Annotated in this window: 23 protein-coding genes and 1 pseudogene; 7 read left to right on the top strand and 17 right to left on the bottom strand. The window is 69.0% G+C overall.

Translation table 11 applies throughout. The annotated features are described in order from the left end of the window. Positions 1–8 precede the first annotated feature (8 nt). Positions 9–743 (bottom strand): class I SAM-dependent methyltransferase, encoded by a 735-nt coding sequence (locus tag QM720_RS13610; RefSeq protein WP_415127390.1) that lies wholly within the window; start codon positions 741–743, stop codon positions 9–11. Positions 744–799: 56 nt separating this feature from the next. Here QM720_RS13610 and QM720_RS13605 point away from each other — a divergent pair, with 56 nt between their 5' ends. Continuing rightward, positions 800–1330 (top strand): hypothetical protein, encoded by a 531-nt coding sequence (locus tag QM720_RS13605; RefSeq protein WP_415127388.1) that lies wholly within the window; start codon positions 800–802, stop codon positions 1328–1330. A gap of 17 nt (positions 1331–1347) precedes the next feature. Here QM720_RS13605 and QM720_RS13600 read toward each other — a convergent pair. Next, positions 1348–2052, bottom strand: a pseudogene (locus QM720_RS13600) (IS5 family transposase); the annotation flags it as partial. A 110-nt stretch (positions 2053–2162) separates the two neighbouring features. Here QM720_RS13600 and QM720_RS13595 point away from each other — a divergent pair. After that, the gene (locus QM720_RS13595) at positions 2163–2744 is read left to right on the top strand and encodes a hypothetical protein (protein ID WP_415127386.1); all 582 of its coding nucleotides are present in this window, start codon (positions 2163–2165) and stop codon (positions 2742–2744) included. Between the two features lie 8 nt (positions 2745–2752). Here QM720_RS13595 and QM720_RS13590 read toward each other — a convergent pair whose 3' ends face one another. The 4 genes from QM720_RS13590 to QM720_RS13575 all read right to left on the bottom strand — a co-directional run bounded on the left by QM720_RS13590 (position 2753) and on the right by QM720_RS13575 (position 5635). Continuing rightward, positions 2753–3058, bottom strand: coding sequence for a type II toxin-antitoxin system RelE/ParE family toxin (locus tag QM720_RS13590; RefSeq protein ID WP_415127384.1), 306 nt, complete (start codon positions 3056–3058; stop codon positions 2753–2755). After that, positions 3055–3270 (bottom strand): hypothetical protein, encoded by a 216-nt coding sequence (locus QM720_RS13585; protein WP_415127382.1) that lies wholly within the window; start codon positions 3268–3270, stop codon positions 3055–3057. The genes QM720_RS13590 and QM720_RS13585 overlap by 4 nt, the downstream gene beginning before the upstream one ends. A gap of 438 nt (positions 3271–3708) precedes the next feature. Then, a complete protein-coding gene (locus QM720_RS13580; RefSeq protein WP_415127380.1) occupies positions 3709–4371 on the bottom strand; it encodes a response regulator transcription factor in 663 nt (220 codons plus the stop codon). Continuing rightward, complete coding sequence (locus QM720_RS13575; RefSeq protein WP_415127378.1) at positions 4352–5635, bottom strand: sensor histidine kinase; 1284 nt, start codon at positions 5633–5635, stop codon at positions 4352–4354. The genes QM720_RS13580 and QM720_RS13575 overlap by 20 nt, the downstream gene beginning before the upstream one ends. Before the next feature lie 125 nt (positions 5636–5760). Between QM720_RS13575 and QM720_RS13570 the strand changes: the two genes are divergently transcribed. Next, the gene (locus QM720_RS13570; protein ID WP_415127376.1) at positions 5761–6501 is read left to right on the top strand and encodes an ABC transporter ATP-binding protein; all 741 of its coding nucleotides are present in this window, start codon (positions 5761–5763) and stop codon (positions 6499–6501) included. Next, complete coding sequence (locus tag QM720_RS13565) at positions 6498–7838, top strand: FtsX-like permease family protein (protein WP_415127374.1); 1341 nt, start codon at positions 6498–6500, stop codon at positions 7836–7838. Before QM720_RS13570 ends, QM720_RS13565 begins: the two co-directional genes overlap by 4 nt. 191 nt (positions 7839–8029) lie before the next feature. Here QM720_RS13565 and QM720_RS13560 read toward each other — a convergent pair whose 3' ends face one another. Next, positions 8030–8617 (bottom strand): TetR/AcrR family transcriptional regulator, encoded by a 588-nt coding sequence (locus QM720_RS13560; protein WP_415127372.1) that lies wholly within the window; start codon positions 8615–8617, stop codon positions 8030–8032. A gap of 22 nt (positions 8618–8639) precedes the next feature. On the opposite strand from QM720_RS13560, the gene QM720_RS13555 reads away from it, so the two are divergent. Continuing rightward, on the top strand, positions 8640–10025 hold the full coding sequence (locus tag QM720_RS13555; protein WP_415127370.1) for an MFS transporter: 1386 nt from the start codon (positions 8640–8642) through the stop codon (positions 10023–10025). Positions 10026–10249: 224 nt separating this feature from the next. On the opposite strand, the gene QM720_RS13550 is transcribed toward QM720_RS13555, so the two are convergent. Both QM720_RS13550 and QM720_RS13545 read right to left on the bottom strand, forming a co-directional pair. After that, positions 10250–10651 (bottom strand): hypothetical protein, encoded by a 402-nt coding sequence (locus QM720_RS13550; protein ID WP_415127368.1) that lies wholly within the window; start codon positions 10649–10651, stop codon positions 10250–10252. Positions 10652–10711: 60 nt separating this feature from the next. Then, positions 10712–11092, bottom strand: a complete 381-nt coding sequence (locus tag QM720_RS13545) for a helix-turn-helix domain-containing protein (protein WP_415127366.1) — start codon at positions 11090–11092, stop codon at positions 10712–10714. A 542-nt stretch (positions 11093–11634) separates the two neighbouring features. On the opposite strand from QM720_RS13545, the gene QM720_RS13540 reads away from it, so the two are divergent. Next, positions 11635–11763 (top strand): hypothetical protein, encoded by a 129-nt coding sequence (locus QM720_RS13540; protein WP_415127364.1) that lies wholly within the window; start codon positions 11635–11637, stop codon positions 11761–11763. Between the two features lie 421 nt (positions 11764–12184). Here the strand turns inward: QM720_RS13540 and QM720_RS13535 are convergent, their stop codons facing one another. Beyond that, on the bottom strand, positions 12185–12793 hold the full coding sequence (locus QM720_RS13535) for a response regulator (RefSeq protein WP_415127948.1): 609 nt from the start codon (positions 12791–12793) through the stop codon (positions 12185–12187). Between the two features lie 44 nt (positions 12794–12837). Then, the gene (locus QM720_RS13530; RefSeq protein WP_415127362.1) at positions 12838–14061 is read right to left on the bottom strand and encodes a sensor histidine kinase; all 1224 of its coding nucleotides are present in this window, start codon (positions 14059–14061) and stop codon (positions 12838–12840) included. Between the two features lie 110 nt (positions 14062–14171). On the opposite strand from QM720_RS13530, the gene QM720_RS13525 reads away from it, so the two are divergent. Then, positions 14172–14927, top strand: a complete 756-nt coding sequence (locus QM720_RS13525; RefSeq protein WP_415127360.1) for a GAP family protein — start codon at positions 14172–14174, stop codon at positions 14925–14927. A 47-nt stretch (positions 14928–14974) separates the two neighbouring features. Here the strand turns inward: QM720_RS13525 and QM720_RS13520 are convergent, their stop codons facing one another. From QM720_RS13520 to QM720_RS13495, 6 genes are all read right to left on the bottom strand, one after another. Then, complete coding sequence (locus tag QM720_RS13520) at positions 14975–16162, bottom strand: ABC transporter permease (RefSeq protein ID WP_415127358.1); 1188 nt, start codon at positions 16160–16162, stop codon at positions 14975–14977. Further along, the gene (locus QM720_RS13515) at positions 16159–16863 is read right to left on the bottom strand and encodes an ABC transporter ATP-binding protein (protein WP_415127356.1); all 705 of its coding nucleotides are present in this window, start codon (positions 16861–16863) and stop codon (positions 16159–16161) included. Before QM720_RS13515 ends, QM720_RS13520 begins: the two co-directional genes overlap by 4 nt. Next, on the bottom strand, positions 16860–17918 hold the full coding sequence (locus tag QM720_RS13510) for a peptidoglycan-binding protein (RefSeq protein ID WP_415127354.1): 1059 nt from the start codon (positions 17916–17918) through the stop codon (positions 16860–16862). The genes QM720_RS13515 and QM720_RS13510 overlap by 4 nt, the downstream gene beginning before the upstream one ends. 38 nt (positions 17919–17956) lie before the next feature. Beyond that, complete coding sequence (locus QM720_RS13505; RefSeq protein ID WP_415127352.1) at positions 17957–18265, bottom strand: hypothetical protein; 309 nt, start codon at positions 18263–18265, stop codon at positions 17957–17959. A 152-nt stretch (positions 18266–18417) separates the two neighbouring features. Further along, positions 18418–18672, bottom strand: a complete 255-nt coding sequence (locus tag QM720_RS13500; protein WP_415127350.1) for a hypothetical protein — start codon at positions 18670–18672, stop codon at positions 18418–18420. 25 nt (positions 18673–18697) lie between these two features. Beyond that, on the bottom strand, positions 18698–19408 hold the full coding sequence (locus tag QM720_RS13495; protein WP_415127348.1) for a hypothetical protein: 711 nt from the start codon (positions 19406–19408) through the stop codon (positions 18698–18700). Positions 19409–19433: the final 25 nt, after the last annotated feature.

The following is a 19433-nucleotide window of genomic DNA, read 5'->3' as shown; positions in this document are numbered from 1 at the left end:
TTGCGCGGCTACCGGATAGCGTCGAGTTCAGTGGCTGCCATCCAAGGTCCGGTCCACCAACTGCGCCAGCCGAGGCGGGTCGGGCCGCTCACCGTCAAGCCGAGCCGCTGCAACTCGGCGGCGTATTCCCGGGTGCGCTGGATGTCGACGATCAGGACGCGTCCCCCTGGTGCGAGCACACGGACGGCTTCTTGGATTGCCATACGTCGCCCCTCAGGGGTGTGGATGTTGTGGAGGGACAGGCTCGCGGTAATGAGCGTGAACGTAGCGTCGGGATAGGGCAGGCTGGTCATGTCGCCGGTGTCGAATGCCAGTCGCTCGCCGATGCCGTTCAGCGCCGTGTTAGCTTCCGCCGCGGAGCGGGAGTTCCCGGACTGGTCGCCGACTCGCCAGAGGTCGATGCCCGTCACGCTCGCCTCCGGATATCGGATGGCCGTCATGATCGCGACGGAACCGCGGCCGCATCCCAGATCAAGCACTCGGTCGCCGGTCGATAGTGAGACACGGCGCAGCAGCCGGTCCCAGATCGCGAACTTGCCGAGAAGGGAGGCATGCCAGTAGAGGCCGGCACCGATCAGGTAGACCACGGTGCATGCAACGAAATACCAGGCGAGCGCGACCGTCCACCAGCCAGCACCCCAGAGACCGAAAGCGACGGCGACCGCGGCGGACACCGCCGCGATCCCGATCCACAACCAGGGCACCCAGGGGGCGTCGATGCCGTATTTCCCGCGCGGCTTCATGGCACCCTCGCTTCCAGATACTAAAGTTTGAGTAAATGATAACGGGAGGCCAGAGCGTGGCAAAGCAGACAACCAGGATCATGGTGCTCGGCGTCATCGCATACCGGCAGCCGATCAGCGGCTACGGCATCGAGAAGGCGCTGCGAGAGTGGGCGGTGGACCGCTGGACGACGATCGCGCCAGCGTCGATCTACCAGCAGCTCCGGTCGCTGAATGCAGCGACGCTCATCGAACCGGCAGGTGATGGTTCGGCGCGCGCCGTCGACTATCGATGTACCGGGAACGGCCTGGAAGAGCTGCGCCGCCTACTGCTGTCCCTGCTGAACGAGACAGACTTCCAACCCCTCAGCTTGATCCCGCTGCTCCACTTCACCCCCTCGCTCACGCTCGGAGAACTGACGGAAGGTCTCGGCAGGCGGGTGGCTCTCGTTGAGGAACTGCTGTCCTACGAAGCCGAGGTCATCGCCCGTTCGGAAGCCTCCGGCCCCTCGCACGTCGCCGAGATCTTCCGGCTCACTTGGGAGGGCTACCGCGCCGATCGTGCGTGGTGCTGTGGCTTCCTGGACCGCTTGGCCGCTTCGAGCTAAGAGGTTCCGCCGATAGGTCATCGTTGGTGGTTGGGGCGTCCGTCCCAGCGGTAGCGGGGCCAGGCTTCGGCGATGAGACGTCGGGTGATGATGATCGCGTTCGCGAGCGCGATGAAGGCGTCTATCACGCGGGTGCGGCGCTCAGTGCAGATCAGGAGCTTCTTGAAGCCGCGGTTGTGCCATGAGTTCGTGCGCTCGACGACCCATCTGGCTCCGGCCTGGAGGGGCTCGCCCTTCTTGCTGATGATGTAGTCGCAGCCGAGGGTCTCCAGCAGGTCGCGGGTCTTGCTGGAGTCGTAGCCGGCGTCCAGGTGCACGGTGATCCGCTCCGGGAGCTCGAACCCGAACCGGCTCAGCCTGTCGAGGGTGGGGGCCAGCAGGGGCGAGTCGTGACAGTTCGCGCCCGCGACCACGCATCCGATCGGGATCCCGTTCCCGTCGACCAGGAGCGAGCGTTTCGTGCCCTGTTTCCCGCGATCTACCGGGGATCTTCCGGCGGCTTCGCCACCGCAGGGCGCTTTCACGATGCACCCGTCCACGGCCACGTCACCCAGTTCGAGGCCGATCATCTTGTCATAGGCGTCCAGGCAGATTTGCTCCAGCACGGGGAAGATCTCCGCGTCGATCCACTCGTCCCGCCTGCGTCGGATCGTCGTGGCCGAGCAGATGCTGTCCGCGATCTTCTCGTAAGCCGCGCCGAGCACGCGCACCTGGACCAGCCGACCAGCAGCAGTCGAGGCTCACCGACGCACAGGCGCATGCTGAGGCGATCCGTGCATCCGTTCTCGGCCCGTTGATTGAGCAAGCCACAGAGGATGCGGCGGCGCTCACGGTGGCGCACGACCGCGCGCACCAGGCCGAGGCGACCCTGCGCGTCTCCGGGCGTCTCCGTCGCCGCAGCGCGACGCGCACTCAGCAGGCCACCTGGCAGGAGTTCCGCGCAGCGGAGGCCGGAGTGCGGGAACGATGGGGCTCAGTTCCGGCTACCACCGAGCGCGCCCCCGCCTGGGCGCAACGGGTCGCAAACCGCAAAGCGGAGGACGATCCTCGACTTGTCGAGGCCACGCAGCAGGCGGCAAAGGAGCAGCGAGAGACGAGCGAACTGGCAAGGAAGCAGATGGGCGAGCGACAGCGGCTCCGCCAGGCGATCTACCGAGACTCCCGCAGCCGCGTGAGCGCCAAGAGCCGCGCCGAGCACTACGCTCAGCGCGCTCAGCAAGACCGGCAGACCCTCGCACAGATCGAGGCCCTGCCACCCGAGCAAGCCGCAGCCCTGATCCGCGAGCGCGTCGAGGCCGAACGTCTTGCGGCAGCCGCGCGTGCAGAACGAGCGGCCCGGCTACGAGCACCCGAGCATGACGCCCACCGGCCGACTGGTCAGCAACACGAGCGCGATCACGGGCTCGGCCTGTAGCGAGAGATTCAGGGAACCCGCTCGGCGAGGGCGTCGTCTCCGCGTCGATGGTGCAGGATCGCAACGACCTGCACGAACCGCTCCTCCTCGAACAGCCGATACCAGACGGCGTAGCGGAAGGTCTCCGTGCTGACACGGCGCAGACCGAACCGGCTGACCGGAGGCTGGTGTGCGTGGTCGGCGATCCAGTCGAGAGCGGCTTCGATCGCATCGAGACAACGCTCCGTCTCGTGTGGAACCTTCTCGTCGTAGTACGCCTCGATATCGCTCAGGTCTCGCTGAGCGTTCGCAAGAAGTCGGACGGCGTAGCTCACGCAGTCCGGCGCGCGCGGCGGCGCGCCTTCCACTCATCGAGCGTGATGTAGTCGTCCGGGTTCGCATCCGCCTCGGCGACCCGCTGCTCGAGAATCGCCCACTGACCGGCAGGCACGTCGTCGCCGAGCTTGGCCTGGATCGCATCGCGAAGCTCGACCAGCTCTGAAGGACTGAGCCGGTCGACCTGCTCCATGAGCGCCGTGTTGACCATGCCTCTATGGTACGGGGTAGGCCCGACAACAGGCAGGGCGTCGTGAGCATCGTGTCTCGCGGACTGACGCCTCAGCGCGGCGGCAACGTGGCAACATTGTGGCAACGAACACCGACGACAGAGGCTTTCGGGGCACACTTCACGCACTCGTGACGCCCGAGAACACAGGCCTGTTTGCCGATGTCTACGCCGTGCCGCGGGCACCTAACCCCCTCTCACGGCGGTAACGCGGGTTCGAATCCCGCTGGGGTCACCAACAAGAACACCCCCGGTCATCCCGGGGGTTTTCGCAATCCGCCCGCCCGGCGCCGTGTGGATGCATCCAACCCTCAGACGTGCCGGTGGGCGTCGAGCGATTGGTGATGGGGGAATCGACAACGCTTGGGAACTCGCCGAGATGTCATTCGCGTGATCCCAGCACCGCGGGGATGCCCCTCATCAGTTGCGGTCTGCCTGGAGATATACCAGCACGGCACGGACTCTGCGGTTGTCCTCGACCGGACTGAGGCCGAGCTTGGCGAAGATGTTGCCGATGTGCTTGCTCACAGCGGCATCGGTCAGCGTCAGTGCGGTAGCGATATCCGCGTTCGATCTGCCATCCGCCATGAGCGCCAGCACTTCTCGTTCCCGTGCTGTGAGGTTGTCGAGCGGTGCCGACCGGGAGCCGCTGAGCAGGTGTTGCACCACGTCGGGGTCGATGACGGTCCCGCCAGCCGCGACGGTTTCGAGGGCCGCGGCGAAGTCGCGGATGCGGTTCACGCGGTCTTTGAGCAGGTAGCCGATCGCGCCTTCGGGGAGGATGAGCAGTTCGCGGGCGTACGTGTCCGCGATGTATTGCGAGAGCACCATGATCGGCTGGGTCGGCTGCATGGCCCTGATCGTCAGAGCCGAGCGGAGGCCGTCGTCGCTGTTGCCGGGCGGCATCCGAACGTCGGTGAGCACGAGGTCGGGCGGCTCGCCTGCGTCCGATAGCCGACCGAAGGCCGCGAGCAGGTCGGGGGCGGTCTGCGCGGTCGCGGCGACGGTGTGGCCGAGCCGTTCCAGCAGGGCGGTCAGCGCCTCGCGCAGCAACGCGGAGTCCTCAGCGAGCAGCAGACGCATCGCGTTCGGTCCTCTCGCTGAGGATCGGCAGCGCCATGTGCAGGGTCGTCGGCCCGCCGGCCGGGCTGATGATGCCGAACCGCCCGCCCAGGGTCTCTGCGCGCTCGCGCAGTCCCCGTAGACCTGTGCCGACATCCTCGTTGGCTCCGCCGTGCCCGTTGTCGGTGACGGTCACGGCGAGTGCATCACCCTCGATCGCGGCGCGCACGGTCAGCCGGGTCGCGGTGGTGTGCTTGGCCGCGTTGCTGATCGCCTCGGTGACGAGGTAGTAGGCGGCGGTCTCCGCCGAGGCCGGCAACCGTCCGAACTCGGCAACGTCCAGGATGAGCGGTACGGGCGTGCGGTCGGAAAGTTCGTCCAGCGCGGCGCGAAGACCATGATCGGTGAGCACCGCGGGGTGGATGCCGCGAACGGTGTTGCGGAGCGTGGCCATCGCATGCTCCGCCTGGCCTTGCGCGGCATCGAGGGCGCCTCGGGCTGGGCCGATGTCGGTGCCTTGCGCCGAGAGGTCGTCGAGTTCGAGACTGACCATGCCGAGCCGGGCGGCGAGGGTGACGAGCTCCTGTTGCACGCCGTCGTGCAGGTCGCGTTCGATGCGTCGTCGTTCCGCCTCGAACGCCGCGACCAGCGCGGCCCGCGACTGGATGAGTCGCTCGACGTTGCGGGTGAGTTCGCGCTGCCGGGGACCACACAGCATGCGCAGCACCGACGCCTGAGCGGCGGCGAGGACCGCGTTGACATACGCACACACACACATCAGGAGCGTCCCGATCGGGATGACCGGCCACCAGTTGTCCGGCCCGACGATGACACGGATGTCGCTGAACAGCCGCACGTCGGCTTCACCGGTGGCTCCCGTCGCCCCGATCGCGATGAGGGCGGTCAGGGCGAAGCCTTGAAAGAACAGGACCGCGAGCGTCACCCATCCGAGGAGGACATCGAGCAGCAGCGCCGCAGTCTCGCGCCAGGTCGCGGCTTCGCTCACCCGCACGGACAACCAGATGTGCCGTTGCTCTCGGGTGAGTGCCACGTGCCCGGACGGTTGGCGTTCGAATCCGAGGATGCCGCCGCGGCGGCGCTCGATCGCGCCGATCACGATGCCCCACAGTGGCAGCAGCAGCACCGTGAGGACGATCACCGGCAGCAGCACGAACCCGATTGCGGCGCTGAGCAGAAGATAGCCGAGGACGCGCCAGGGCCATCGACCGCACAGGAACCGCCAGGGCGCACGCATCAGCGCGTGCCACACGGTTGTCGTTCTCATGCCTCCAACCCTATGGATGATGGCGTGAACGGGGCTGAGACCGCGGCAAAGAGTAGAGCCAGCCCTACCTCGATACTCGAGCCTGCCCTATCGGTCCGGCCTCGGATCCCCGGTCGAATGGGAAGGTGACCGAACCGCTGATCCGCGCCGATGACCTGCACAAGACCTTTCCCGGAACCGGGCGCAAGGAGGCACGAGTCCCGATACTGCGCGGGATCTCCCTGGGGGTTCACCCCGGCGAGATGGTGAGCATTGTCGGACCCTCCGGCTCGGGGAAGTCCACCTTGCTCTATTGCCTGTCCGGGCTCGAACCCTACGATTCTGGAGCCGTCCGCCTCGCCGGGCGGGGCCTCGGCAAGCTCGGACGCGGGCGCCTCGCCGCGCTGCGTCGGGAGCACGTCGGCTTCGTGTTCCAGTCCTACAACCTCATCCCGTCGCTCACGGCGAGGGAGAACATCGCGTTGCCTGCTCGCCTCGCTCGCCGCGGCGCGAGCCGGGCAGCCATCGACCAGACCCTGGCCGAAGTCGGGCTCACCGGTCGAGGTCGGCACCGTCCCGGTCAGCTCTCCGGCGGGCAACAGCAGCGTGTCGCCATCGCCCGTGTGCTCGCCATGCGCCCGGACATCGTGTTCGCGGATGAACCCACTGGATCTCTCGACACCAGCACCGGTACCGATGTGCTCCGGTTGCTGCGCGCCTCAGCAGGGGAGGGCCGCTCTGTTGTCGTGGTCACGCACGACCTCGAAGCCGCTGCACTCGCTGACCGGGTACTCGTACTCCGCGACGGCCTGATTCACAGCGAACTCCGTCATCCCCGACCGGAACAGGTGCTCGAAGCGATCACCTACGCTGGGGCTGCCGCGTGATCCGGCTCATTGTTTCCGATCTGGTCGCGCACGCGCGAGTGTGGCGGGGAACGCTTGCCGTGACGATCGCCGCCGGGTTCGTCGCTGCGATCGCCGCCGGACTGATCGAGACCGGGATCGCGCACGGAGGCCGCGTGCAGGAAGGGCTTGGTAGCACCAGCGCCGTCATCGTCGTCTTCACCACCGTCACCGCGCTGATCGTCCTCAGTTCCACCGCCAACCTCACCGTTGCGCTCCAGCAACGCAGCTACGCACTGTGGCAACTCGTCGGAATCAGACCAGCCCTCGTCGGTCTCGTGGTGCTCGCTCAGCTCGGCATCGTCGGCATCCTCGGCGCCATGATCGGCTGCCTCATCGCAGCACCCAGCACCGGCCCCCTGTTCGCTTGGTCTTTCACAGACTGGCCGACCATGCAGGGAGTAGAAGTCGAGCTGACGATCATCGGGTCGATTCTGGTCACCGCGGGGATCGTCGCCGTCACCGTCGTCGGCGGTCTTCGCGGTGCCCGTCGCGCCAGTCGCACCCCGCCGATCGAGGCGCTACGCGACCCGGAACCACCGCGCGTCAACGTGGGATGGTTCCGCATCGTCCTCGCCGCAGGGATGATCGCCGGCAGCGTCGGCATGATCGTCGGGATGAATGGTGCCACGTTCTCGCAGATCAGCGGCATGGCCCCGCTGCTCACGCCATTGATCGCCGGAGTCCTCGCAGCCGGAGGGCCGGTCCTGTACCCGCTTGTGCTGCGAGCATGGACATCCCTGGTCCCAGCGAGAGCGTCGGCATCCTGGTTTCTCGCGCGCAACTCAGCTCGATACCGGCTCAGCCAGTCCGCCGCCGCGGTCGGCCCGCTCATGGTCGCCATCGCCCTCGCCGGTGGCCTCTACACAAGCGGCGCAACCCTCGCAGCAGCACAAGCCGAGCAAACCGGGAACACCGGCGGCTTCGACCTCGCCCCCGAGGGAGTGGTGATCCTGCTCGGCGGGCCGCTCCTGCTCTCCGCCATCGGCGCTGCTGCAACGGTGTTCATGTCGGGACAGGCCCGCGAACGCGAATTCGCGCTTGTCCAAGCGGCAGGCTCAACCCAGGCAGCCATCGTCCTCACCGCAATCTGGGAAGCCGTCATCTACACGATCACCGCAGCCGTCCTCGGCACTCTCGCCACCGTCGTTGGCGGGATCGTCCTCGCACACGCACTCGGCCTGCCGTTGCCCACGGTGTCATTCGCAACTATTGGACTGATCGCAGGCAGCGGTTTCGTATTGATCCTCGCGGCGACCATCGCACCCACCGCCGCCGCGCTCCGCCATGAGATACCCCGCACTCTTGCGGTCGAGTAAGTGCGTGCCCTCGCAGTTCGTTGGGCACTCTCTACCGCAGTGCGAGGTCGGGACGAAGCGCCTAACGCATGTGACCTGTGGGTAACTCCATCACGATACGCCGAGCTACAGGTTGCTTAGCACTTTCGTCAGCGCTTTTCCGCGTTTGCGCGCACGCCACAGCTCCTTGCGGAGGGCGTCATGCGGCTGCATTACCTGGAGAGTCGGGGTGCTGTGAACGTGATTGCCGCTTCCAGAACTTGCTGAACGAACTCCAGGTCAGGAGGTGGCGCGCCCGGTAGGAGCGTCCGACTCAAGAGCGGCCCGATAGCGATGTCGAAGAGGTAGCCGGACGGAATGCGACCCGTTATCTCTCCGCGCGCACGCGCTCGTTCTAACGCAAGATCAAAGGTGTCTCGCCACGGCGCGATGAACCGTTCACGCACACCAAGACCATGCTCGGGATCACGCGAGGCGATCGAGAGGAACCCGGCAGCACGGGTCGCGACCAACGGATCAGCGCACACCGCGGCGGCGGCCTCGATCAGCGCGCGGAGGTCGTCTTCGAGTGTGCCAGTGTCGATATTTGGCGCGGAACCCAAACGATGTTCCAGTACCTTCGGCAGCAGCTCAACGATCCCGCTGTAGCGGCGGTAAAACGCGGGGCGGCTCGTTCCCGCCCGGACGATCACATCTTCAACGGTCAGCTTGGAGAAGCCGCGCTCGATCAGCAGTTCGGTCGCGGCGTCGATGATCGCGGCGTCGATGTCCGCGCTTCGGGGTCTTCCTCGTTCACTCATTACGTAACATAGTATTACGGTTATGGAGGCTTCGCCGGCCAGCAACTCACCGCACATGCGTCCGCTTTGGGTGGTCGTGGTGGCGGTTGGTTCGGGAACCCTGGTTGTCTCCCTCGCGAGCCTCGTGATGACCTTTGCGCTTCCGTCGATCCAACAAGCGTTCGACGCTGATGCGGTCGAAATCCAGTGGGTGTCCAACGCCTACACGCTGAGCTTTGCAGCCGCGCTGATTCCCGCCGCACGCGCCGGGGATCGCTTCGGTCGAAGACGGATCTTCCTGGTAGGGCTCCTGGCCTTCGCCCTCGCATCTCTGGTCGCAGCCTTCTCCGGTTCGCTCTGGTTACTCCTGACGCTCAGAGCCATGCAAGGGCTCGGTGCCGCTGCGGTGATCCCGCTCGGCTTGACCCTCGTGGTGGATCATCTGCCGCCCGTGAGGCGATCTACCGGCCTCGGGGCGCTGTCGGCGATCAACGGCCTCGGAACTGCGCTCGGCCCACTCGTCGGCGGGCTCATCATCCGGTGGAGCACCTGGCAGGTCGTCTTCTGGGTGAACGTCGTCACCGCGACGCTGAGCGCCGTGCTCGTCGCCGTCGTCATTCAGGGCGCACCTGGCACCTTGCGTAAGTTCGACAAGGTGGGGGCCTTGCTCTCCGCAGTGCTCGTGTTCGTGCTGGGGTGGGGCGTCGCGGAAGCCGGGGCAGACTCAGGCCGAAGCCTGCTCCTCGCCGCGATCGCGATGGCCTGCATCGCCGCTGTCTGGGTGCTCGTCAGACGACGCTCGCGAGTTGCACCACTGATTCCGGCGCGGCTCCTGCACGACAGGAGCCTGCTGCTCCCGCTCGGTGTCGCATTCTGCTTCACGGCTGGCATGTTCGGCGCGGTTTTTGCCCTGAGCCTGTTCATCCAGATCGCGCGCGGGCAGTCCGCGCTCGAAGCCGCACTCTGGGCCGCACCTTGGACTCTGACGCCGATGCTCGTCGCGCCGCTCTCGGGCGTTCTCGTGTCGAAGCTCGGCATCAGACCCGTTCTCGTGACCGGCCTTCTGCTTCAGACAGTCGCGATGTTCTGGTTCGCGTTTGGTGCTGAAGTCATGACCGGGCCGCTCGCCGCTTTCACTCCGGCACTCATGGCCGGGCTCGGCCTCGGGGCGACGTTCCCGTCTCTCTCCACGGCTTTGTTCTCTGGGCGCGATTCAGACGAGCGAGCCGCCGCTTCCGGACTCAACAGCACGATGCGGCAACTCGGCACAGCGATAGGAGTCGCCCTGGCCGCGCTCGTGCTGAACTCCCACGGAGCCCTCACTGCCGCAAACCTCTCGGCGGCTATTCACCCCGCGCTTATCGTCTGCGCGAGCTTCACCGGACTCGCAACGATCCTCGCACTGCTCGCACCGAGAACACGCGAGTAACCAGCGCCACGTCGCCCGCTCACGCCCGCCATCTCACGCAACCCAAGAGCAGAGTGACTACTGCGCGCGAAGGCAAGCGACGCGGCCGGGGTCTACGTCGGCCTCACCCGTGAGTGGGAGGCAAACCGGCTGCACATCGCCGCCGCCGACATAGGCGACGCACGCGAGCAGTTCACAGCCGCACTCGAGCGGGACCGCGCCGATCGCGGAGTGACCGAGGCTACTCAGCGTGCACACGCCGCTGTCGTTGGCCTCACCGACGACGGGCCGGTGCGCCTGGTCAACGTCGAGCGCGCCACCACCGCCCGACCCGTCACGGGCCGGAACGCGACCACGGGATCAGCCTGTAACGGCTGGCGTCCGCATGCTTGCTCGTCCAGGTGCGGCCGGAGTCGTTCGGCGAACCGGGGCGCGCCGGCGCCCGCGATCCTGTCCGCCAGCTCCGCCGGGGTCGTGGGCGGGTTCTTCCTCGCGTTCGCAGCATGGATGAACGACTCGACCACCGCTCGGCGGCGACGGGTCAGCAACCGGCCCAAGAACGTGTCCGAGGTCATCACCTGCACGCCGGCCTGGCCGATGGCAGGGGAGCGGAAGTGCTTGAGGTTGCGGGTCAGCAGCACGTCCATGATCGTGAACGGGAACAGCTCGCTGGTGTCGATGAAGACTCGTTGCAGACGGGTCAGAGGCTATGCCCCGAGCGCGGCGCGCAGCGCGTCGCCACCGGCGCGGCGCCGCTCGCGCTCGGCGGCGACGTCCAGCACGTCCTGCACGCGGATGCGGCGGTGGCGGCTGGCGGGCAGTCGGCGGAAGGCGAGCATGCCGTCCTCGCAGAGTCGGTCCACGAACTGCCGGGTCACGCCCATGAGCTTGGCGGCCTCGGCGGGCGTGACCTCATCCTCGGTGCGCAGCACTACGACCCGCGCACCGTGCGCCACGTCATCGAGCAGCGAGCGCACCGCGGCTTCGACCGCAGTGTTGCCGTCCAGACGCTCCGCCAGGTTCTTCGCATCGGAGCGGACGGCAGGATCGTCCGGATCGAGAGTGGTGGCGAGTGCGCGTGTGGTCATGGTGCCATCCTACCGCTAACTGCAATAATGACAACCTGCGGATAGCCGCATCCTGACGGCGACGACGTGGCAACATTTTGGCAACGAACGCTGACGACGAGACTTGCCGCGACGCACTCGACGCATGCGGAATCCCTGTCAACACGGCCTGTAAACACTCGCTGTAAACACAGGGCAGAAGGTGGTCGCGCCCGCAGTTCCGGGGGAGCCGATTCCCCTCTCACGACGGTAGCGCGGCTTCGATCCCGCTGGGGTCACCAACAAGAACACCCCCGGTTATCCTGGGTTTTTCGCGTACCTGCCGAGCGATGGAGGTCGGCGACTGCGGGTGGGTGGCTGCCATACCGAGGCCGAGCTCGCCGGCATGCGCCACATCGCTCCCGCGATGTGGATCGCGCGCTACGTCGACGCCTGCGCCGCCCACGGCAGAGCCTTCTCCCTCGGCGGTTCCAAGGAGTACCCGCTCGAACGCATCCTTCACGAGATCGACCGCTTCGCCACCAGGATCCTCTCCACCCCCGCGAAGCTCCGATGGAATCTGGATGCAGCTCTCGCCCGGCGACATCGACCCGGAATCCACAGCGATCTACCGCGGCGTGACGACGGAGAACCGGTTGATCCGCGAGCGCGCCGAGGTCGAAAGTCTCGCGGCGGCCGCGCGTGCAGAATGAGCAACCCGGCTACGAGCACCCGAGCATGACGCCCACCGGCCGACTGGTCAGCAACACGAGCGCGATCATGGATTCGGCCTGTAGCGAGAGAGTCAGGGAACTCGCTCTGCGAGGGCGTCGTCTCCGCGTCGATGGTGCCGGATCGCTACGACCTGCACGAACTGCTCTTCCTCGAACAGCCGATACCAGACGGTGTAGCTCACGCAGTCCGGCGCGCGCGGTGGCGCACCTTCCACTCATCGAGCGTGATGTAGTCGTCCGGGTTCGCGTCCGCTTCGTCGACTCGCCGGGATTCGTGCGACCGGCGGAGGGCTGATGATCGGTCTCGGCGGCAGCCTCGCCCTGACCGGCAGCAAAGCGTAGGCGCTCTCGCGCGGGAGCGCGCGCGGACCCGGGTGCCGACTGCGGCCTTTCTTGCCGCTCATCGCGACAGCGGCACTCCCGTCACCAGGGAGACCGCGTGCGTCCGGCTCTCGGCGCCGAGCTTCGAGAGCACGTTCGATACGTGCGTCTTCACCGTCGGCAGCGAGATGAACAGCCGTGCGGCGATCTGCGCGTTCGACAGTCCCTCGCGCATCGCCGCCAGCACCTCGCGCTCGCGCTCGGTCAGCTCCGAGAGGCCGATCGGCGGGGCGGATGCCGCCGGCTCCGCACTCGTCATGGCCGACAGCGCCCGCCGCGTCACCCGGGGATCGAGCACGCCTTCTCCTGCCGCGACGCGGTGCACCGCGTCCACAAGCCCCGCTGCATCCACCGTTTTCAGGAGGAAACCGACCGCGCCGGCGCGCAGCGCGCCGGCGACCAGTTCGTCCTCGTCGAAGCTCGTCAGCGCGACGACGTCGGCAAGCCCGGCCGAGACGATGCGGCGGGTGGCCTCGACGCCGTCGATGCCGGGCATCCGCAGATCCATCAGCACGACGTCGGGGTGCGATGCGGCTGCCACGGCGACGGCTTCGGCGCCGTCGCCGGCTTCGCCGACGACCTGCACGCCGTGCGCCTCGAGCATCATCCGCAGCCCCTCGCGGATCATCGCGTGATCGTCTGCGAGCACGACGCGCACCGCGCACGCCTCGCTCACGACCCTGCCCCCACTTCGCGGGGGAGAACGGCCTCGACATGCCATCCGCCGTCCGCCGGCCCGGCCTCGAACGCCCCGCCGAGCGTCTCGACCCGCTCGCGCAGCAGCCGCAGCCCCCAGCCTCCTCCGGACAGGCCTGTTGCGTCGCGCCCTCCGATGGACACGACCGTGACGCGGATGCCGCGGGCATCTTCCGCCAACTCCACGCGCACCGTCGCTTCCGGCGCGTGGCGCGACGCATTCGCGAGAGCCTCCTGCACGACGCGGCGCACGGCCTGATCGACCGCGTCCGACGGGAGCCCGGCGAGCCCGTCGTGGAGTGACACGTCGAGGCCCCAATCCTGCGCCGCCTCGACCATGACCGACACACGCGCTCGCGCCGGAACAGACGGGGCACCGTCCGAGCGCAGCACCGCGACCATCTCGCGCAGCGTCTCGTGGGCGCGCAGGCTCGTGTCGCGGATCGCCCGCAGCGCGCGCCGCTCGGCAGAATCCGCCGCGCTCGGCGCCGCAAGCGCCGCCTCACTGCGGATCGCGACCGCCGAGACGTGGCCGGCGACGAGGTCGTGCAGTTCGCGTGCCATCTGCTCCCGCTCCACGCGCACGGCCTCTGCACGCCGCCGGTCGGCGCGCGCCGTGGCATCGGCGGCCGCCTGACGGTGCAGTTCGGCGAGCTTGGCGGACTGGTCCATCAGCTGGCGCGACTGGGCGACCGACGTCGCGAACCAGTACGTGACGCCGCCGATCGCCGTCGCCTGCACCGCGGCGGTGAGCGCCGCGCGGACATCGCCCGAGCGCAGCAGCGCGTATGCCGCGAACAGCGCCACGCCACCAGCCGTGCCGCGCAGCAGGCGTGAGCGCGCGGGTGCCGACGCGGTCACCACGGCCGCGTACAACGTGTCCACGAGCACCGCGACAGGGATGAGACCGCCGACCGTCAGCGCGTCGATGACCGTGACGGCCGTCGCCGCGGCGAGCGCCCGCCGCGGCGCACGGTGCTTCCACAGCGCGAGGGATGCCGCGGGCAGCGCGGTTGCGAGCGTCCACCACGCCGATACCGGGGAAGAAAGGAGAGAGGCGAAGGCGAACAGCCCGTCGAAACCGACGGCGGCGAGCGCGACGGCGAGCGCGCCATAGGCGAGCGCGTCGAAGATGGGACGGGGGATGCCGAGCCAACGCGTGGCCGCCGTCTCGGCGGGCAGGGACAGGAGCGCGGACATGATCTCCATGCAACCAGATGCGCAGCCGCGCAGAATCAGTCCGAAGAATGAGACCCGGACGGTCCTTCCTGCCGATGCGTCAGGCTGCGCCCGCGCGGGACGCTGTCGGCATGGACTTTCTCACCGGCATGCCGCTCCCGTTCGCACTGCTCGCCCTCGCCCTCGTCGACGGGCTGAGCGTCGGCACATTCCTCATCCCGCTGTTCCTCCTGCTCGCCCCGGGGCGCGTGCGGGTGCGACGGATCACGCTCTATCTCGCGACGATCAGCGCGTTCTACCTCGCGGTCGGGATGCTGCTCATGCTCGGCATCGTGAACGTCATCGGCACGGCATCCGCCTTCATCGTCTCGACACCGGGGCGGGTGCTGCTGCTCCTCGGCGGCGTCGCCCTGCTCGTCGGCGGCGTGTGGGCCGGCGTGCGTGAGGACCGGCTGCGCAAGCGGGCGCGGGCGCGCGGCGAGGACACCGCCCGCGCGAAGGGGCGCGTGCTGCGGTGGCGCGACCGCGCGCTCGACGATGAGGGACCGACCTGGGCGATCGTCGGGGTGGCACTCGCGGCGGGCGTCGTCGAGGTCGCGGGCATGCTGCCCTACCTCATCGGCATGGGGCTGATCGCGAACGAGCAGATCGGGCTCGCGGCACGGTACGGGATGCTGGTGGCGTACTGCCTCGTCATGATCGCCCCCGCACTGGTCGCGATGCTCGTGCGCGCCGCCGCCGGCGGCAGTGCGGAGCGTGCGCTGCAGCGCGTCGCCGGGTGGATGCAGCGTGCGGGCGGCGCGAACACCGCGTGGCTCCTCGCGGTCGTCGGGGCGCTCGTGGCCCGCGGCGCCGCGGGGGGTCTCGGCATCCTGCCGATGGCGTGAGCAGCGTCGTGACGACCTGAGACGCTCGGCCCGCTCCGCGAGCGCCGTCACGCGCTGCGCAGTGCGGCGGTGGGGGAGAGCCGGGCGGCCTTCGCGGCGGGCTGGAGCCCGGCGATCGCGCCGACGACGACGGAGAGGAGCGGACCCGCGGCGAGGATCTCGGCCGGGATGACGACGGGTTGGGCGGCGACGGTGGCGATCACGGCGGCTGCGGTCGCTCCGAGCGCGAGGCCGGCGACTCCGCCGAGGAGGGAGACGATCGCGGCCTCGGTCACGAACTGCGCGGCGATCTGGCCGGGCCGTGCGCCCAGCGACCGGCGCAGCCCGATCTCGCCGCGGCGTTCCATGACGGCGACGACCATCGTGTTGGCGATGCCGACGCCGCCGACCAGGAGCGCGATGCCGCCGAGGGCGAGACCGAGGGTGGTGAGCGCGTCGTCCGTGGTGGCACGGGCTCCGGCGAGGTCGGACAGGGTGGTGACGGCGACATAGGGCGAGCCGGGCGAGGCGGCGGCGGCGAGGAGGTCGCGCACCTGGTCGATCTGGCCGGGCTCGGCACGAACGTAGATCGCGGACGCGTCGCCGATGGTGTCGCCGCTGTAGTGCTCGCGCACCCACTGGTCGCCGAGGATCACGGAGGTGTCGATGCCGGTGGCGAGTCCTGCGGAGTCGAGGATGCCGAGCACGCCGTACCATTCACCGCCGACGAGGATGCGGTCTCCGGCACGGTCGATGCCGAGTCGTTCGGCGGCTGTGGCGCCGAGCACGGCGACCGGCAGGTTTCGCGTGGCGGTGTCGAACCATCGCCCGGCGGCGAGGGTCGCCTCGATCGCGTCGAGCACGTCGGGGCGGGCGACGGCGACGGCGAGCCCGTTGGTCTCGGTCTCGGGTACGAGGTCGGTGCGGAAGACCGCGAGGCCGTCTGGTGCGGTCTCGAACACGCCGACACGGGCGACGCCGTCTTGTCGGGCGATCGCCTCCGGGGCGGTGTCCGGCAGCGGGACGGGCTGCTGATCGGGGCCGGTGCCGGGGGTGACGATCGCGAGGTCGGCGCCCATCGCGTCGAGCTCGGCGAGAAGCTGCGCGCGGTTGGACGCGGCGGCACCGGTGAGGGCGACGAGCGAGGCGATGCCGAGCGCGATGCCGAGGGCGGCGAGCACGGTGCGCTGTGGTCGGGAGGCGGCACCGAGCCCGGCGGTGCGGGCCAGGTCGGCAAGGCTGAGGCGACGGCTCATCGGGCGATCTCCTGGAGGTCGGCGTGTTCAGTGGCGATGCCGTCGCGGATGCGGATGCGACGGGCGAAGCGGGCGGCGATCTGCTCGTCGTGGGTGACGACCACGACCGTCGTGCCGCGGTCCGCGATCCCGGCCAGCAGGCCGACGACGCTGGCGCCGGTGGCGGAGTCGAGCGCCCCGGTGGGCTCGTCGGCGAACAGGATGCCCGGTTCACGGACCAGGGCGCGGGCGATCGCCACGCGCTGCTGCTCCCCGCCGGAGAGCTCGCCCGGCCGGTGCCGGAGCCGGTGCGAGAGCCCGACCGCATCCAGTGCGTCGGCGGCGCGGCGTAGCCGTTCGCCGTGCCGCACGCCCGAATAGAGCAGGCCGGTGGCGACGTTTTCGGCGGCGGTCAGGGTCTGGAGCAGGTGGAACTGCTGGAACACGAATCCGATCCGCTCGGCCCGCAGCCGAGATCGGTCGCGCTCGCGCATGCCGGACACCTCGTCACCATCGACCAGGACCGTGCCCCCGCTCGGGTCGTCCAGGGTGCCGAGAATCGCCAGCAGCGTGCTCTTGCCCGATCCGGACGGGCCGACGACCGCGACCTGCTCTCCGACACCGAGCGCGAGGCTGGTGGGCTGGAGCACGGTGACCTTGGGCGGGCCCGGGTAGGTCTTGGCCGCGCCCCGCACCTCCACGACCGGGGTTCCGGTGCTCATCGGGCGAGCACCACGAGGTCGCCTTCGGCGAGTACCGGGCCGGTGCCGCCGTCGACGCCGGTACCGCTGGCGATGATCTGCGCCCGCGCGTCGGCGACGAGACCGAGCTGCACCGGGGTGCGCACGATCTCGCCGCCGGCGTAGACCTCGACCGCGTAACCGCCGTCCGCGGTCGCCAGCAGCGCGGTCACCGGCACGACCAGCGTGGCGGGCTGCTCCTGGTCGTCCGCGACGGTCACCCGCACCGCGACGGCCCCGGCCGCGGCGACGGCCTCTTGGTCGGCGAACTCGATCGTCGCGGACGGGCTCGTGGTCGCCTCCCCGTCCCCGGTGGGCTGCCCGCCGGCATCCACCGCGGCCAGGGTCGTGTCGATCTCGGTGCCGCCCGGCAGGGTCACCGTCACCGGCGTGCCTGCGACCAGCTCGCGGGCCTGCGCCGCGGTGAGCTTCGCGGTCGCCCGCAGCGTCGTCGCGGTGGAGGTCGCCGGGCTCGTGCCCACGTCGCCGAGGTGCGCGGTCACCTGGGCGATGCGGATGCCGGGGGCATCGGCGACGACCACGGACGACGGCGAGAACACGCCCGTCTGTTCCCGCCCGAGGCTCTTCTGCCAGTCGCGGACGGCCTGCCGGGTCAGCCACCCGAAGGCGCCGTCGACATTCCCGGTGTAGAAGCCGAGGTCGGTGAGGTTCTGCTGGAGCTGGCGGATGTCTTCCCCGTCGGTGGAATCCACCGACAGCTCGCGCCAGAACGGGCGTGCGCCGCGAAACAGCACCACGGGGGCACCGTCCGACTCGTAGACCCGCTGCCCGGCCTCGATGACCTCACCCTCGGCGGGGAGCACCGTGATCGTACCGGCCGCGGCGGGAAGCGGTGCGGCATCGCCGTAGGTGAGCTGCCCGTTCAGCCGGACCCGGCTGGTCAGCGTCGCCAGCTCCACGGCGGCCGTCACCGGTTCTGAGGCCACCGCCGTCTCGGGGACGGCGAGCAGTTCCCACGGGCGGAACCACCATGTACCGGCCCCCACCGCGACGACGAGGACACCGGCGAGGACCACCCATGGCCAGCGGGCACGACGGTGCCTCGTCCCGCGACTCACTCGTCGCCCTCACCGACGCTCACCGAGCTGCTGCCCGAGACAGCGCCGTCGCTGAACTCCGCAAGAACCGCGCTGAAGTCGAAGCCCAGCTCGCCCTCGATCAGCCAGGCCAGGTTCAGGGTCGGATCGAAGCACGCCTCCAGCAGCGCCCGGAACTCCTCCTCCGTGAGGTCTGCGGGCAGGGCGATCCCGGCCGTCGTCCCTGCTTCTCCGGCCGGGTCGGCGACCCACGCGAAGCCGGCGTCGCGGGCGCACCGGGCGAAGGTCAGGCCGTCCTCGGCCTGCTGCGCCATGTACTCCTGCACGGCGGGATCGTCCTGCGGGTCGTACTCGGGCTGGGTGAAGTCGGGGTACTCCTGCTCGCACGCCGCGTAGGCATCCTGCGTGTCCGGGTCGTCCGCGAAGTACGCCGACGAGGCCGCGGCATTCCAGATGCTCCCGTCCGAGTCGCCCCAGGTCAGCAGGGACCCTCGCCGGAGCCGCTGCTGTCTGAGGAGATGCTGTCGTCGCTGGTGCCGGTCTTGACCAGGACGTGCCCGGTCTCGCCGATCTTGGCCTCGACGCCCGCGGCGGTCAGGCACGCGACGAATTGGGATGCGGTGGTCTGCACGCCCTGCTCTTCCTCCCGGTCCGCGGTGCAGCCGGCCAGGGCGAGCGTCAAGCTCGCGGCAGCGGCGATGGCGAGTCCGATCCGGCTCCTTGTGATGTTCATGGTTGTTGTCCTTTCGTTGTGCAGCTCAGTCGGTGGTGGTCTGGGTGTATTCGTCCAGGACGCCGAACCAGTCGAAGGCATCGAGCTCGCCGGTCGGGGTGTCGACGCTCCAGCCGATGCCGCTGAGCTCGTCCTTCCCGCAGGCGGTCAGCAGCGCCCGGAACTCGTCTTCGGTCAGGTCCAGCGGCAGCACGATCGCGCCGCCGCTGTTGGGCTCTGGATCGGCGACCCAGGCGAAGCCGGCGTCGCGTGCGCAGCGGGCGAAGGCGATGCCGTCCTCCTGCTGCTCGGCGAGCTGTGCGTGGAGTTCGGGGTCGTCCTGCGGGCTGTAGGCGGGCTGGGTGAAGTCGGGGTGCGTGGCCTCGCAGGCCGCGTAGGCGTCCTCGGTGTCGGGATCGTCGGCGAAGTAGGCGGCGTGCTCGGCAGCCACCCAGAAAACGCCCGCGTCGTCGACCATGGACCACAGTGCGTTCGCGCCGGCGCCGCTGGAGTCAATCTGGAACTCCTGCTGCTGCACTTCGCCCGGCGTCCCCTGGAGCTGTAGCCAGGCCTGACGGACCAGGGCATGCCCTTGCTCGCCGACCTGCGCCTCCAGCCCGCCGGCCTTCAGACAGGCGACGAACGCCGCGACATCGCTACCGCTCGACCCGCCGCCATCTGGCGATGTGGTGCAACCGGCGAGGCCAAGCGCGAGCACGGCTGCTGTGGCGATGACCGTGCGTGGAGTGGTCGACATGGGGTTCCCTCCTTGTGCCGGGGCT

This window comes from Microbacterium sp., from assembly GCF_047602155.1.
Lineage (GTDB): Bacteria > Actinomycetota > Actinomycetes > Actinomycetales > Microbacteriaceae > Microbacterium.
Note: the sequence above shows the minus strand (reverse complement) of the source record. Positions and strands in the feature narration are given on the sequence as shown.

Coding starts and splice junctions, on each gene's coding strand:
- QM720_RS13550 (WP_415127368.1), bottom strand. CDS start 10,651: ATGGACGTGCTGCTGACCCGCAACCTCAAGCACTTCCGCTCCCCTGCC.
- QM720_RS13525 (WP_415127360.1), top strand. CDS start 14,172: ATGGACTTTCTCACCGGCATGCCGCTCCCGTTCGCACTGCTCGCCCTC.
- QM720_RS13545 (WP_415127366.1), bottom strand. CDS start 11,092: ATGACCACACGCGCACTCGCCACCACTCTCGATCCGGACGATCCTGCC.
- QM720_RS13575 (WP_415127378.1), bottom strand. CDS start 5,635: ATGAGAACGACAACCGTGTGGCACGCGCTGATGCGTGCGCCCTGGCGG.
- QM720_RS13495 (WP_415127348.1), bottom strand. CDS start 19,408: ATGTCGACCACTCCACGCACGGTCATCGCCACAGCAGCCGTGCTCGCG.
- QM720_RS13535 (WP_415127948.1), bottom strand. CDS start 12,793: ATGATCCGCGAGGGGCTGCGGATGATGCTCGAGGCGCACGGCGTGCAG.
- QM720_RS13610 (WP_415127390.1), bottom strand. CDS start 743: ATGAAGCCGCGCGGGAAATACGGCATCGACGCCCCCTGGGTGCCCTGG.
- QM720_RS13585 (WP_415127382.1), bottom strand. CDS start 3,270: ATGGTCAACACGGCGCTCATGGAGCAGGTCGACCGGCTCAGTCCTTCA.
- QM720_RS13520 (WP_415127358.1), bottom strand. CDS start 16,162: ATGAGCCGTCGCCTCAGCCTTGCCGACCTGGCCCGCACCGCCGGGCTC.
- QM720_RS13560 (WP_415127372.1), bottom strand. CDS start 8,617: ATGAGTGAACGAGGAAGACCCCGAAGCGCGGACATCGACGCCGCGATC.
- QM720_RS13500 (WP_415127350.1), bottom strand. CDS start 18,672: ATGAACATCACAAGGAGCCGGATCGGACTCGCCATCGCCGCTGCCGCG.
- QM720_RS13530 (WP_415127362.1), bottom strand. CDS start 14,061: ATGTCCGCGCTCCTGTCCCTGCCCGCCGAGACGGCGGCCACGCGTTGG.
- QM720_RS13515 (WP_415127356.1), bottom strand. CDS start 16,863: ATGAGCACCGGAACCCCGGTCGTGGAGGTGCGGGGCGCGGCCAAGACC.
- QM720_RS13540 (WP_415127364.1), top strand. CDS start 11,635: ATGCAGCTCTCGCCCGGCGACATCGACCCGGAATCCACAGCGATCTAC.
- QM720_RS13555 (WP_415127370.1), top strand. CDS start 8,640: ATGGAGGCTTCGCCGGCCAGCAACTCACCGCACATGCGTCCGCTTTGG.
- QM720_RS13580 (WP_415127380.1), bottom strand. CDS start 4,371: ATGCGTCTGCTGCTCGCTGAGGACTCCGCGTTGCTGCGCGAGGCGCTG.